Source organism: Candidatus Nitrosopumilus sp. bin_32a (assembly GCF_054095935.1).
Window position 1 is genome coordinate 16991 of the sequence record NZ_JBSWSN010000005.1, and the last position, 13638, is coordinate 30628.

Annotated in this window: 19 protein-coding genes and 1 tRNA gene; 13 read left to right on the forward strand and 7 right to left on the reverse strand. The window is 32.7% G+C overall.

Annotation, left to right across the window (positions count from 1 at the left end):
* Positions 1-16 precede the first annotated feature (16 nt).
* Both ACW9XH_RS04815 and ACW9XH_RS04820 read left to right on the forward strand, forming a co-directional pair.
* Positions 17-328 (forward strand): translation initiation factor eIF-1A, encoded by a 312-nt coding sequence (locus ACW9XH_RS04815; protein WP_457759515.1) that lies wholly within the window; start codon positions 17-19, stop codon positions 326-328.
* A gap of 68 nt (positions 329-396) precedes the next feature.
* The gene (locus tag ACW9XH_RS04820) at positions 397-591 is read left to right on the forward strand and encodes a cold-shock protein (protein ID WP_457759516.1); all 195 of its coding nucleotides are present in this window, start codon (positions 397-399) and stop codon (positions 589-591) included.
* 119 nt (positions 592-710) lie between these two features.
* On the opposite strand, the gene ACW9XH_RS04825 is transcribed toward ACW9XH_RS04820, so the two are convergent.
* A tRNA-Tyr gene (locus ACW9XH_RS04825) sits at positions 711-837 on the reverse strand.
* Positions 838-946: 109 nt separating this feature from the next.
* On the opposite strand from ACW9XH_RS04825, the gene ACW9XH_RS04830 reads away from it, so the two are divergent.
* From ACW9XH_RS04830 to ACW9XH_RS04855, 6 genes are all read left to right on the forward strand, one after another.
* Complete coding sequence (locus tag ACW9XH_RS04830) at positions 947-1558, forward strand: hypothetical protein (RefSeq protein WP_457759517.1); 612 nt, start codon at positions 947-949, stop codon at positions 1556-1558.
* A gap of 33 nt (positions 1559-1591) precedes the next feature.
* Complete coding sequence (locus ACW9XH_RS04835; protein WP_457759518.1) at positions 1592-2005, forward strand: translation initiation factor IF-5A; 414 nt, start codon at positions 1592-1594, stop codon at positions 2003-2005.
* 111 nt (positions 2006-2116) lie between these two features.
* Entirely contained in the window at positions 2117-2809 is a 693-nt protein-coding gene (locus ACW9XH_RS04840) for a diphthine--ammonia ligase (RefSeq protein WP_457759519.1), read from the forward strand.
* A complete protein-coding gene (locus ACW9XH_RS04845) occupies positions 2802-4127 on the forward strand; it encodes a signal recognition particle receptor subunit alpha (protein ID WP_457759520.1) in 1326 nt (441 codons plus the stop codon). Before ACW9XH_RS04840 ends, ACW9XH_RS04845 begins: the two co-directional genes overlap by 8 nt.
* 21 nt (positions 4128-4148) lie before the next feature.
* Entirely contained in the window at positions 4149-5285 is a 1137-nt protein-coding gene (locus tag ACW9XH_RS04850) for a tRNA pseudouridine(54/55) synthase Pus10 (RefSeq protein ID WP_457759521.1), read from the forward strand.
* Positions 5286-5458: 173 nt separating this feature from the next.
* Positions 5459-6166 carry a hypothetical protein gene (locus tag ACW9XH_RS04855; protein ID WP_457760011.1) on the forward strand — a complete coding sequence of 236 codons (708 nt, stop codon included), beginning with the start codon at positions 5459-5461 and terminating at the stop codon, positions 6164-6166.
* 171 nt (positions 6167-6337) lie between these two features.
* On the opposite strand, the gene ACW9XH_RS04860 is transcribed toward ACW9XH_RS04855, so the two are convergent.
* Together ACW9XH_RS04860 and ACW9XH_RS04865 are read right to left on the reverse strand one after the other, a co-directional pair.
* Positions 6338-6523 (reverse strand): 30S ribosomal protein S27ae, encoded by a 186-nt coding sequence (locus tag ACW9XH_RS04860; RefSeq protein WP_457759522.1) that lies wholly within the window; start codon positions 6521-6523, stop codon positions 6338-6340.
* Entirely contained in the window at positions 6523-6927 is a 405-nt protein-coding gene (locus tag ACW9XH_RS04865) for a hypothetical protein (protein ID WP_457759523.1), read from the reverse strand. The genes ACW9XH_RS04860 and ACW9XH_RS04865 overlap by 1 nt, the downstream gene beginning before the upstream one ends.
* A gap of 82 nt (positions 6928-7009) precedes the next feature.
* On the opposite strand from ACW9XH_RS04865, the gene ACW9XH_RS04870 reads away from it, so the two are divergent.
* On the forward strand, positions 7010-7570 hold the full coding sequence (locus ACW9XH_RS04870) for a DUF309 domain-containing protein (RefSeq protein WP_457759524.1): 561 nt from the start codon (positions 7010-7012) through the stop codon (positions 7568-7570).
* Here ACW9XH_RS04870 and ACW9XH_RS04875 read toward each other — a convergent pair.
* Positions 7554-8840, reverse strand: a complete 1287-nt coding sequence (locus ACW9XH_RS04875; protein WP_457759525.1) for an alkaline phosphatase family protein — start codon at positions 8838-8840, stop codon at positions 7554-7556. The genes ACW9XH_RS04870 and ACW9XH_RS04875 overlap by 17 nt on opposite strands.
* Before the next feature lie 239 nt (positions 8841-9079).
* On the opposite strand from ACW9XH_RS04875, the gene ACW9XH_RS04880 reads away from it, so the two are divergent.
* Together ACW9XH_RS04880 and ACW9XH_RS04885 are read left to right on the forward strand one after the other, a co-directional pair.
* Positions 9080-10096, forward strand: a complete 1017-nt coding sequence (locus tag ACW9XH_RS04880) for a galactose-1-phosphate uridylyltransferase (protein WP_457759526.1) — start codon at positions 9080-9082, stop codon at positions 10094-10096.
* A gap of 42 nt (positions 10097-10138) precedes the next feature.
* On the forward strand, positions 10139-10579 hold the full coding sequence (locus ACW9XH_RS04885) for a hypothetical protein (RefSeq protein ID WP_457759527.1): 441 nt from the start codon (positions 10139-10141) through the stop codon (positions 10577-10579).
* Here the strand turns inward: ACW9XH_RS04885 and ACW9XH_RS04890 are convergent.
* From ACW9XH_RS04890 to thiD, 3 genes are read right to left on the reverse strand one after another with little or no spacing between them, the layout of a single operon-like run.
* On the reverse strand, positions 10576-11013 hold the full coding sequence (locus ACW9XH_RS04890) for a GNAT family N-acetyltransferase (RefSeq protein ID WP_457759528.1): 438 nt from the start codon (positions 11011-11013) through the stop codon (positions 10576-10578). The two genes, ACW9XH_RS04885 and ACW9XH_RS04890, sit on opposite strands and share 4 nt — an antisense overlap.
* A gap of 8 nt (positions 11014-11021) precedes the next feature.
* The gene (locus tag ACW9XH_RS04895; RefSeq protein ID WP_457759529.1) at positions 11022-11723 is read right to left on the reverse strand and encodes a nucleotidyltransferase family protein; all 702 of its coding nucleotides are present in this window, start codon (positions 11721-11723) and stop codon (positions 11022-11024) included.
* A gap of 58 nt (positions 11724-11781) precedes the next feature.
* Entirely contained in the window at positions 11782-13080 is a 1299-nt protein-coding gene (thiD, locus tag ACW9XH_RS04900; RefSeq protein WP_457759530.1) for a bifunctional hydroxymethylpyrimidine kinase/phosphomethylpyrimidine kinase, read from the reverse strand.
* 97 nt (positions 13081-13177) lie between these two features.
* Here thiD and ACW9XH_RS04905 point away from each other — a divergent pair, with 97 nt between their 5' ends.
* A complete protein-coding gene (locus ACW9XH_RS04905) occupies positions 13178-13369 on the forward strand; it encodes a hypothetical protein (RefSeq protein WP_457759531.1) in 192 nt (63 codons plus the stop codon).
* Positions 13369-13593 (forward strand): hypothetical protein, encoded by a 225-nt coding sequence (locus ACW9XH_RS04910; protein ID WP_457759532.1) that lies wholly within the window; start codon positions 13369-13371, stop codon positions 13591-13593. The genes ACW9XH_RS04905 and ACW9XH_RS04910 overlap by 1 nt, the downstream gene beginning before the upstream one ends.
* Positions 13594-13638: the final 45 nt, after the last annotated feature.

Here is a 13638-nt window from a genome sequence, read left to right on the forward strand (position 1 = left end):
AATGGGAATATGTGATATGGGTAAGCGCCAAGTAAAAAACGAGAGTGCATTAAAAGAAATTCGATTGCCTGAAGAGGGTGAACTTTTTGGCCGTGTTTTGAAAATGATGGGAGGGGAAAATGTAATGATAAAATGTGATGACAATGTTACTCGACGTGGAAGAATTAGGGGTAAACTGAAGAGAAGAGTTTGGATCAGAGATAATGATATTGTAATTATTGCCCCTTGGGATTTTAAAGACAAGGAGCGTGGAGATATTGTTTGGAGATTCACACTTCCACAAGTTGAATGGCTTAAAGATCAAAACCACATTCCAAAAGATTTCTAGACTTTCACCTCTGACTTAATTTCATTTTGATGACTTAGTTAATATAGTGAATACGTTGTTTCAAAGTAATGTCAGAACAAGGCACAGTAAAATGGTTTAACCGAACCAAAGGCTTTGGTTTTATCGAAAGAGAAGGTGGAGACGATCTGTTTGTTCACAAATCAGATGTTGACGGATTCATCAACGAAGGCGATAAAGTCGAGTTTGTAGTCGGCGAAGGTCAAAAAGGCCCAGCAGCACAACAAGTCAAAAAATCAGCATAGGCAACAAATTTTTTAATTTAAGATTTCATCTTTGTTTTCTTAAACTAGTCTATCTTTTTATTATTTTTAAAAATACAAAATTTGTAGATTTATTTTTAAAATTATTCCTCAAAAATTTGTGGTCCCGCGGGGCGGAGTTGAACCACCGACAACCCGGTTTCTGTATGCCTGATGGGCTGTTCTTTGTTTAGCCATCTAAAGCCAACAACTACAGCCAGGAGCTCTACCAGGCTGAGCTACCACGGGACAAAAAAACGAAGATCTCTGCTATTAAAAAACTATCGTAGACACTCATACAATTTGATCGTTAAACCCACTATATGCATAAATACTCTATAGCGATGTTGAAATCGTCTTGTCTAAATCAATATTATCTTACTTTGGATATGTATGTGCACCATATTTGCACAATCACGAGTCTGTTAAACTAAAGGAAACTTGGATTAATTCAAAAAATATTGAAAAACTATATTTTGTTACGGGAACATTTTCTAGTGAAAGTAAACCGTATTTTTCTGATTCTACAAATCATTACCTTTTAGCTAAATTCAAAGACAGTGAACAAATATCAAAAGATCTTACTGTTCATAATCAAGAGAAAACATCTTTTATGTTTAACATTGAGGATGAACTATTCCAAAGAGAAGTTAAAGGAGATACAAATTTTATCTCTATTTATTATTTAGAATATGGGGATGATGGAGATGATTTACAAGAAATTGCAAATCTTTTACTAAAGAGAGAGAAAATTGAGATAGCTGGACTGGGAAATATGAATACATTTTGCTTAAATCCACCAAAATTCACGTTTCCTTATTCGGAAAACATCATTGTCATTGAAGTTACAAGCGAAAAAAGTCATCAGAGCGTAAAGAAATATTGTGATCAAACTCGACGAGATGTTAATCGAAAAGGATTGACAATGACTAATTTAATGAGTCTTTCAATTCTTGAATCGCTAAAGTAGAAAAGTTAAATATTCGACCAAAAACTGTTTTTCATGAGTAAACCATCTGATCTTGGTTCTTTGAAAATTGGATCATACATTCTATTGCCTCATTCAGATCAACCTAGTGGGGAGCCATGCAGAATTGTTGAATATGATACTTCAAAACCAGGTAAACACGGTGCAGCAAAAGCAAGAATTGTTGGTCAAGGTGTTTTTGATGGTCAAAAAAGACCTCATGTCGGCCCTGTCAGTATGCAAATTCATGTACCACTGATTAACAAAAAAGTTGGCCAAATTATCTCAATTAACGGTGATACCATTCAAGTTATGGATTCTGAATCATTTGAGACTATTGATATTTCTTTGATTGATGATGAAATCAAAGGCAAATTAGTAAATGGTCAAAATGTAGAATATTGGGTTGTAATGGATAGAACTAAAATAATGCGCGTTAAGAGCGATTGAGGATGCTGATGATTATCGGAAAAGCCGTCTGATTTTGTGATGACGATTATGAGTATTGAAGCATCCTTTTTCAATAAACTTAAAAAATTTATCAAATTAAATATTTTTTAGATGATGAAATTAGCTTCTCTTTTTTCGGGAGGAAAAGATAGTGCATATGCGATTCATGTTGCAAAAAAACAAGGACATGAAGTAAAATGTCTATTGAGTGTTTTTACTAAGTCTGATGAAAGCCATTTACTACATCATCCAAATATGAAGTGGACAAAACTTCAATCAGAATCTATGGGTACGCCACAATTAACAATTACTTCGAATTCTGATGACACTGATAACGAATTAACTCTTATTGAAAGTTTATTGCAAAATGCAAAAGATCAGTTTCAAATAGAAGGATTGGTTCACGGTGGAATAAAAAGTAAATTTCAAAAAGATAAGTTTGAAAATATTTGTTTAAAATTAAATTTAAAAGTGATTGCACCTTTGTGGGATGCTGAACCAGTACAATACATGAATGAGTTGATTGATTCAAATTTTGATTTTATTATGACTACTGTATCATCAGACGGGTTGGATGATTCTTGGTTGGGAAAAATTATTTTAAAGTCTGATATACTTTTTTTGAAAAAATTATCTGAAAAATTTGGATTTAATTTAAATTTTGAAGGGGGCGAGGCAGAAACATTTGTTGTTAATTGTCCTCTTTTTAAAAATTCGATTAAAATTAATCAGTCTCAAAAAGAATGGGATGGCTATAGAGGAAGGTTTGAAATAGTGGATGCTGAGTTGAATTACAATGCTTGATGGTCTTAAGACTAGTTTGGGTGATGCGATTAAAAAAATTGTAAAATCCTCTGGAATAGATGAGGATCTTATCAAGGAGCTCTCAAAAGATGTTCAAAGAGCACTATTACAGTCTGATGTCAATGTCCGATTAGTTCTCGAAATTACTAAGCATTTAGAAGAACGTGCCCTAAATGAAACTCCTCCTCCTGGTCTCTCACGAAAGGACCATATTGTAAAAATCCTATATGATGAACTTTCAAAATTACTTGGAAATGAATCTGAATTTGATTTTAAGCCTGGTAAACAAAATAAGATTATTTTATTGGGAATTCAAGGCAGTGGAAAAACAACTGTGGCATCGAAATTAGCTAAATTTCTAACTGGTCAAGGATACAAAGTTGGGGTTGTGGGGGCTGATACCTACAGACCTGGAGCGCTGGTTCAATTAAGAACCATGTGTGAAAAATCCAATGTTGAGGTATACGGCGAAGAAAATAACAAAGATTCTCCTAATATTGTAAAAAATGGTCTAAAATATTTTGCAGGTAAATCTTTAGATGTCATTCTTATTGATACTGCTGGACGTCATAAAGAAGAACAAGATCTTCTTGAAGAGATGGGAAGAATCAATCAGGTGGCCGATCCTGATTTGGCTTTACTTGTAATTGATGGTACAATAGGACAACAATGTTTCAATCAGGCAGAAGCATTTCATAAAACAATCCCTGTAGGTGGTGTCATAATTACTAAATTGGACAGTTCTGCAAAAGGTGGTGGTGCACTTGCAGCATCTGCAGCTACTGGTGCACAAATTATGTACATAGGAACTGGTGAAAGAATAGATGATTTAGAAAAATTTTCTCCTACTAGATTTGTTGGAAGATTGCTGGGCATGGGTGATATTCAAGCTGTATTGGATTTAGCTAAGCGATTAGAAAATGAAGGCGATGATGTGAGGATGAAACGAATTTCGAGTGGAAAAATGAACATGGATGATTTCTTTTATCAGCTTGAGGAAGTGACTAAAGTTGGGTCTCTTCAAGGGCTTTTAGATAGTATGCCTGGTTTATCTGGAATGGTAAAAGGTGATCAAGTAAACCAGATGGAGGGCAGAGTTTCAAAATGGAGATACATAATTCAGAGTATGACAAAAGCAGAAAAAGAAGATCCTGATCTGTTAAACTCCTCAAGAATCAAAAGAATTTCCCGTGGTTCTGGATGGCCAGAAGGTGAAGTTAAAGAATTAATTAAAAATTATAAAAATTCTAAGAATCTGATGAAAGCTTCTAAGGGTCGACAGATGCAAGGAACTCTTAGAAAAATGGGCTTAGGGTAATTTTTAATCAAAATTCAAAACATGTCTAACTATGAGAGAATCATACCTATTGCAAATAAAATTACTAAAAAATATTCTTTATGTGATTATTGTTTAGGCAGATTGTTTTCAAAAGAATTACATCTTACATCAAATAAATTTCTTGGAAAAAAATTAAATCAAAAATCCACAGAAAAATGCTATGTGTGCAAAAATCTTTTTGATAATTTAAATCATTTTTTAAAACTAATGCTTGACATTTCTGTCGACTATTATTTTAAAACATTCAGTGTTGGAGCCATGATAAAGCCATCTATTGTTGATAGAGATGATTTCATCAGATCTCAGTACAAACTAAAAGGAATTGATAGCATAAAGGCTGATATTACAAAGGAATTGGGAAAACTATATTCTAAGAAAACAGGTAAAATAATTGATCATCTTGATCCTGATATTACTTTTACACTAAATCTAAAAGATGAATTATGTGAATTACGTTCAAAATCCCTGACTCTTTCTGGCCGATATCTTAAACTTGAAAGAGGATTTACTCAAAAACAAAAATCATGTGATAATTGTTCGGGAAAGGGATGCAGAGTTTGTAATTTTCATGGCATTACAGAATTTGATAGTGTTGAAGGTGCAATCTCTAAATTACTTTTTAAAAAATTTGGTGCAACCACTGCAAAATTCACTTGGATTGGAGGTGAGGATAAATCTAGTCTAGTTTTAGGAAATGGTAGACCTTTTTTTGTAAAAATACAAAACCCTCGTAAAAGAAATGTAAAATTATCTGATGCAACCATTAATTCGATTAAAATCCATCATTTGAAATTAATTCACGGATCTCCAAAAATCTCTCTCAAATTCAATTCCATTATTAGTGCAAAAATATCTACTGAATCTCAAATCCATTCTACAAATCTTAAAAAATTAAAAGATCTTACAACCCATCCTATAGTGGTTTATGAAAAGTCTGGAAAACGTTCTGAGAAAAAAATTTCTGATGTAAAATTTAAAAAAAATTCAAAAAATATGTTTACTCTAATAATCAAGGCTGAGGGTGGCCTCCCAATCAAAAGATTTGTTGTTGGAGATGATGTTATTCCTGGAATTTCAAAAATCCTTGATACTCCATGTGTGTGTAAAGAATTTGATTTTCTTGAAATCGAAGTATAATGATAACAATTAACTAGCACTAAATATCATAAATTAACATGCCATTAAGGAAAAAAAATAAACATATGAGACACGCTGATCAACGGGCTGATACGCGCAAAAAAAAGAAAGCAGGTAAACCACGTTCCTGATCTAATCAACCTTTTTACATTCAAAATTATCGAATGGTATTGTTGGATCCTCTAGTGCGTTTCAAAGATGCCCACTCTAAAGGGATTATCTCTGATGATGTTTTTGATTTAACCATGAGACGATTTCCACTTGTTATTGAAGGAATTAATCGAATTGAAAAAGCATCTGGAATTGGATATCCTATAGCATACGTTGAACCTTCTTTAGTTATTTCATCCCCTAATCCAAATTCATATGAATTCGGAATCTTGTTTGCAAGAACTATACCTGTAATGTTTGAAGAGAAATTTCAAGTCGTTATTCAAATTTCAGCGCCATTGATTGCTTATGGTCTTAAAGGAACAATTCATGCAATCTTGGCTCATGAGTTCTTACATTTCTTGGATTTAATGAGAAAAATTTCAAAAATGGAGTTACTATCTGATGAAATTTCTGGAAATTTGTTTGAAAATGTTTACAGTGATGAAACTAGATTGTTTGAACCTCGTGTTGTTTTCAAAGATCGCACTCTATTAAATCACATTACAAAAAAATTCCCTGCAGGATTTAGAGATTTTAAACTTGAAGATAAGGTGATGAAATTCTGGGCTGAAAAAAATCTCCCAAAAACCAATATCTCTTTGGATACTAACACTGTAAAACTCTCTGCTGAATCTCTTTCTAAAATCAAACTTGATCCTGCATTTATTTCAAAAATGGATCTGTTGGAAGAAAAAAGTTCTAAAATTCACAAAAAAAGACTTTACTAAAATTGAAAAATTTCTTAATTTTTTATTTGGTAAAAAAATAAAATTATTTGTATTTTTAAAATGGTAAAGAAAATGAACCTTTTTTAGAAATGATAAAAATTATGATGCTTACTCACGGTAATGTGGTAATTAAAAATAAAATTTTCTCACAAGTAATTTTGAAATATTTTTTTATTGTTTAAATTCTGTTAGGCCGCATTTACCACAAGTGTTTCTGTCTTTGTGTTGAGCCATGAAAGTTCCTTTACCGCATCTAGAACATATTTTCCTAGTTCTAGATGTTTTGTCTCCTTCTATTTTATAATAAGATGCAATATTGGGACTAGACCCTTTGTTACCTTTTTTCTCTACTGGCATTATTCAGATTTCTCCTCTTTTTTGGATTCTTCAACTGGTACATCATCTGCTTTAACTTCTTCAGCCGGTGCTTCTGCTGCTTCAGCTTCTTTTGCTGCTGCTTCAGCTTCTGCAATTTTAGCTTTAGTTTTTTCTAGTCTTGAAAATATAGTTGGATTAATGTGCTTCTTAGCTAACACTTCATCATCGTAAACATAGAATGTTCCTGTTATGAGAGATTTACCTACCTGAGTTCTTAATCTCATTGGGATTACTACTTTACCATCAAGTTTGAATTCTTTTACAATCATATCTGCAGCTTCTAGACTTTTGAGTTTTCCTCCAAGGCCTGCAAAATTACAAGTTAATTCCCTTCTAGATAGAAAGGCATTGTTGACGTCTGTAACTGTCTCGATTATGGACATGTATCAAAAATCTCTGGATATTTCATATAAACCTTGATTGGAATTACAGAAGAAATTTAAGAAATTCCCTCAGAACTATCTTGTGGAACGATATTTACTGCATTTCAAAAATGAGACCTATTCCCCTCAGGATTGTAGAGAACTATCACATAGGGCAAGAGATCTTGCATCTGACATGAATGTTTCAGTAAGACTTGCTAGAGTTGCTACTAAATTTATCGAGTTTGACGTAGCTGCAGAAAAAATAGATCTGGATCCACTCATAGAAAAATTGTCTCCCATAGGAGAAATTGATAATGTGAGACATGTTGTTGAGGAGCATTTAGATAAAGACAAAGGCCTTGAAGATGGGATATTTTATTTTAACAATGAACGATTCTGGGAATGTCATGAAGCATTTGAAGGCGTCTGGAATCAATGTTATGGGCGAGAAAAGGAACTTGTTCAAGGTATTATTCTGGTGGCTGTTGCATTTGCTCATGAACAAGAAAATGAAGAAAGCATTGGTATTGGAATGCTGAAAAGGGCTTTAGAAAAATTAGGTACCTCTCCCTCAGTATATCATTCAATAGATGTTGACAAAATTCGAAAAAATGCAGTTGAAATGCAGCAGGCAAACAAGTTAACTAGATTTGAGATTTAATTAATTCAAGGGCTTTTTCAACAACTTCTGCACCTTGGAGTAGTCCTATGCTTCCTTTCTTTGCTTGTTCTTCAGTCATTCTGGTCGTTCCATCTTTTTTGATAAAATCCCCTGAAACTAGAACTGGAACTGGATCATCACTGTGGCCTTTGTTAATGCATGGGGTTGAATGATCTGCAGAAATTATAATTGCAACTTTGCTTGAATCAATATTCTCAACAAGTGTTTTGAAGAATCTCTGATCAATTTCTTCAATGTTTTTCATTTTGCCAATTGCATCTCCATCATGACCAAACTCATCTGGTCCTTTAAGATGAACATAGATTGAATTTTGAGTTTCCATAGATTTTGCTGCAACTCTTGCTTTTTCTTCATAATCTGTTAATCCTCCAGCTTCAAATGCTTTCATTTTTAGAACTTCTGATATCCCAAGTTCTACTGGCATGTCAACTATACATGAAAAATTCATGCCGTATTTTTCGTTAATTGGAATCACATCTGGATATTTGTTACCTGCATCCCTGAGCAAAATACAACTAAGTTGTTTTTTGTTTTCATCTTGTCTTTTTTTGTTAATTTGACTATTTTTCATAATTTCTATTGATTTTTCTGAAAATTCATTTACTATGTTTGCAGTAAATTTGGAATCTTCAGTATCTTCTAATGGTAAACATTTTTCAATTTTAAGAAAGTCTCCTACAGCTTTTGCGACTCCCATGCCTCCAATATTGCTGTAGGCTGGGTCTGTATTTGTAATTCTCGAAGATAATTTTTGAGATTCTTTTCTAATTCTTACTGTTACTCTGTGACCTATCGTTGGAGATACTACGACTGATATGTCTGGAGATGATAGTTTGATCTTTTCTTCAATTTCTTTTGCAATTCCATCTGCATCTTCTTTTTCTATATGTCTTCCTGCTCTTCTATCGATAATCACGTCTTCATCATTTAATGTAGAAAAATTTCCTCTAAGGGCCAAGTCTCCATCTCTGAAGTCTATTCCAATTCCTATTGCCTCAATTACCCCTCGACCTGCATAATCTGCATGTTTGAATTTGTATCCTAACATGTTGAAAACTGCAATATCTGATTCTGGAGCGATTCCTTTTCCGACTGAAATCACTTCTCCTATTGCTCCGTTTCTTGCTATTTTATCTAATGTTGGAGTATTGGCTGCCTCCAAAGGCGTCTTTCCATTTAAATCTGGATGTGGAAGATCTCCCACCCCGTCTAAAAGAACATAGATCATATGAATATCAGAATTATCCAAAATATTCCCTGTTTATTTAAAATCTGATGCTCTGTTTTAAATCTTGCAACAAAAAATGCGATCAAAATAAAATAATTCTTCATGAATTTGTTTATCTTAATTTTTATCGCTTCATTTGTTTTTTGATGAAAATGGGATTTTCTTATTTTTATTAAAATCAATACAAAGAATATTTTTAAAATTGATTTGTATGGATTTTAGTAAACGTTTTAACAGACATTTTACTTCAATTAACCATTATGGGGGACATGCGCAAAGATTATGTTTCTGAGCGTTTCATGATTGTCTCAAAAAAAGACGACAAAGTTATTGATTTTAAAAAGTCTCCTTTTGCTCCTGGTAACGAAGCTATGACAAATCCCTCTGTTTTGTCTCTTGTTGCAAAAGATGGAATGCTACAACGTCTTCAAGATAATGATAATGATTATGTTAAAAATTGGGCTATACGCGTTTTTGAAAGTAAAAACCCTATTGTCTCAATTGAAACTGAAAACTCTTACAGTGACAAACCATTTTACAGTGAACCTGCATATGGGTACCATTACATTGTCGTTGCATCTCCAAATGAAAAAGATTCTTTTGCAACCATAGACCCTGAACAATGGTCAAATGTCTTAGTAGTTGTTCAAGATAGATTGAGATGGCTTTACACCCAAAAAGGCGTTACTTATGTTTCAATTTATGGTGACCATGGAGATTTGGCTGGAAATTCCAATCCTCATCCGCATCTTAATCTTCTTACATTTTCAACAATTCCTCCTGTAATTGAAACTGAAGCTGAGGCATCCCATAAAATTTTGAATGAAAAAGGTGTTTGTCCTATGTGTCAGACTATAAATGAAGAAATTGGTGGCCCTAGACAGGTTCTTCAAACTGAAGGATTTATTGCATATTGCCCTTGGGCTCCTTCATATCCTTATGAATTCTGGATATCTCCAAAAAAACATTCAACTAGTTTTTCAAAAATAACTCAAAAAGAAATCAATGACTTGTCTTTGATTTTAAGATCTACTCTTGGAGGATTGTCAAAAACAGTAAAGAATGTTTCATACAATTTAGTGTTCCATCTCTCTCCTGAAAAGAAAAACAGCCGACAAATCCATTGGCATGTTGAAATTTATCCTATTACAAAATCTTGGTCTGGATTGGAACGCGGTTATGGTATTTTCTTAAATGATGTATCTCCTGAACAAGCAGCAGAAAAACTTGGAGCAGCTAGCCGGAAAGAATTGGCTAACTTAGTTGGCATTATATAATTTTTTGAATGGTTTATTTATCAACTAAAATCTGTTAAAATCATGGCAATAGAAAAATGGCTTGCAGTGACTAGTCTTGGTTTATTTGCAATGTTTGCTGGTGAAATGATTTCTGTTTATTATTTTATGACTGATGTTCCTGAAGCTCTAGAATTTTCAATTACATTTGATGCTGATCCAAAAATATTTCAATTCATTTCAATTGGTGCTGCACCCGCTGGAATATTAGCTGCAGTCCCTTACATTATGACAAGACAGTATGGCTCAAAACCTATTGGCGGATTGATAGTTGCTGGTGGCGTGATTATGCTGATGGGAATGTTTGTCTCTAATTCTCTAATTGACAAAATGGATGATGTCTATATTACGGATGTTGTACGATACACTCCTATGTTGTTTATGGTTTTATCTGCACCTGTAATTGCAATCGGTCTTTATTTGACAAAAGAAAAAAAGAGACGTCCAAAAAAAGAATTTTTCTAAATATTGTCTAGTCTGAGCTCATTGGCTACAGATTTGAATCCTAGTTTCTCGTAAAATGGTTTTACGTCATCTGTACAATCTAGAATTGTCTTGTAACATCCGCGATTTTTTGCAATTTCAATAAGATAATTCATTATTTTCTCGCCTATTTTTTGACCTTGAAAGTCCTTGTCGACTACTACATCCTCAATGTGGCCTACTAGACCTCCGTCATGAATAAATTTTGATTCTATGAGCAGTGTTGTTGAACCCACAATTTTCCCATCTATTTCTGCAACTGCTATTATATGATCTGGATTTGCATTGATTTTTTCAAAAATCAACTCGGCTTTATTTTTGTCGATATTACTCGTTTGTTTCAATGAATCTAGTGATTTTAGAAATCCATTCCAAAGATCTTCTTTTTTTAATTCTCTAATCACTACCTCATTCATTTTTATTTTCAAACCTTTCCTGTTTTTTGAAGATACTCTTGATTTGCTTTTTCATATGATGTTTTATTCCCAATATCTGTAAATCCGTTTTTTGTGATGAAACTGCTGATTAGTTTCTTATTTCTCATGGCCTTTTTAATGACATCATCCATCCCGTAGGGTTTATTTTTTGGAATTAAACTGAAAATATCGGGTTCCATTACATAACAGCCCATGTTTACATTGGCTTTGATCTCTGGTTTTTCATTCCAGCTTACAACTTTGCCTGTTTTTGAAGTCTCTATCACTCCATATGCCAAATTTGTTTTGTATTCATTTAGGCCCATTGTAACAAACGCTTTTTTTGCATTATGCTGTTTAATCATATTTCTAAGACTAAAATCAAAAATTGAATCCCCGTACATGCAAACAAAAGTATCTTCGATAAATCCTTCTGCAGTTTTAAGTTGACCTGCAGTTGCCAATGGTTTATTTGAAATTGCATATTCTATATTTACTCCAAATTTTTTTCCATCTTCAAAATAATCTTCTATTGTTTTTCTTAGATGGCTGACACATAATACAATAGACTTTACTCCGTTTTTCTTTGTCCAATCAACAAGATGTTCCAGAATTGGTTTTTCACCTAACAGTAACATTGGTTTTGGAGTTTTTTTTGTCAATGGAAGTAATCTGGTCCCTAGCCCTCCAGCTAAAATTACTGCCTTCACAAATCTTATTTGGGATATGACTATTTATGTTCAAGGATGGTTTTAGACTAGACTTGTCTCATACAATTTTTAACAATTTATTCAAAATACTTTTTGGTGTATCTCCAAAAATTATAATCATTGGCTCTTTTCCAAAATCCCCTTTGTGAAAAATTACATCTGGTGGAATTTTTAAATTTTTTATGGCATTTTTAATTCCCCACTGTACTGTTGAGCCTTTGTTTTTTACATTGCTTGGTTCTTGAATTCTATCATAACTAGATATTGTAAATTTTGATTTTTTAATTTTTAATATGCTTGCCATTTGATATTTTAAATTGATTGCAGATTTAATTTTTGGAAATTTTTTATTTACCGTTAGTAATGCCGTTGCAACATGTTTTGATCCTCCGTATTCTAGGTTACCTGCAACAATCACTTTTTCTCCTGATTTTACTATTCTTCCAGATATTCCTAGAATATCTTTTGTTGATTTTGGATTTTGTTTAGAATATACAAAATTCGTTTGACATTCGGGGATATTTTTATAGATATTTTCAATCTCCGTAAATTTTTTAATCGCTTGAGATAATTCTACATTAATTCTATCTTGATTTTGAATATTTGTTATCCTGATTCCTTTGCCTACTTTTTTTGCATTTTTGATTGAATTGAATGTGACTTCTTTTGAAAATTTCACTGATTCTCGTATTGTTTTGTTGTCTGCAATCGCAAATATCATGGCTGCTGAATAAGTGCATCCACTTCCATGGTTTGTATTGGGAATTTTGTTTCCTGAAATCAAATATTTACTGTTTTTTTCTTGAACAAAATCTACTACCTTGTTATTTTTTACATCAATTCCTGTAATGACCACGTTTCTTGCACCCATTTTTTGAATAATTTTTGCAATTTTTTCAATAGATTTTTTTGAATTTACCTTGGTTTTTGATAATATTTCTGCCTCGAATTTATTTGGTGTAATTATTGTGGCAAGCGGAATTATATATTTTCTAAAATCCACTAATGCTGATTTTTCTATCAAATCTCCACCCGTTGTTGATCTGATTACTGGGTCTACTACTATTGGAACTTTTAATTTTCTTAACTGATGATACAATGTTTTAATTATTTCAGAATTATACACCATTCCAATTTTTATTCCGTCAATTTTAAAATCTGACAATACTGATTCTAGTTGATTTTTTAGAATTTTTTTTGATACTGGCTCTATCATTCCAAAACTTGTTGTGTTCTGACTTGTGATTGCTGTGATGACAGTTAACGCATGTGCGTTAAACTCTGAAAATGCTTTGACATCACTCTGAATTCCTGCTCCTGATGAAGGATCAGATCCTCCAATAGAAAGTAAATTCATTATATTTTCTTAATTATGAGTACTAATCTGCTTTTCCTTTTTTTTGAATCTGATTTTATGATATCTATTTTATACTTGAACTTCATGCTTTACTTTAATGACAAAAATTCCTATGGTTGATGATGCTTTACCTGAAGTTTTACAGTGCACTGTTTGTTTACTTCCAATGCAATACCAAACCATCAAAGATGGTAAGTTTCTGTGGCAATGTTTCAAATGTGGAAAACAATATCTTATCTCTAAAAATTTGGATGACAATATGGAGGAGAGCTGGAGTCCTCCACGATAATGAGTACTGAAACTGATTCAGTTAAATCTGAAAATCTAAAACTTAGAAATTACATTTCTTTAGTTTATGCTGAAATTGAATTATCTCAACGTCTTTCTGAAATTAAACAAAACTTTGCACATTCACCTGATTCTGAACGTATTCTTGTGCCTATTTTGGATAGACTTTCTAAAATCGAGTCAGAAAAAGAATCTTTAGCAATTGATCTAAAATTAATTAAATAATTATGATGATGTTTGAGTGACACAGCCAAAAGAACAGAATTCATC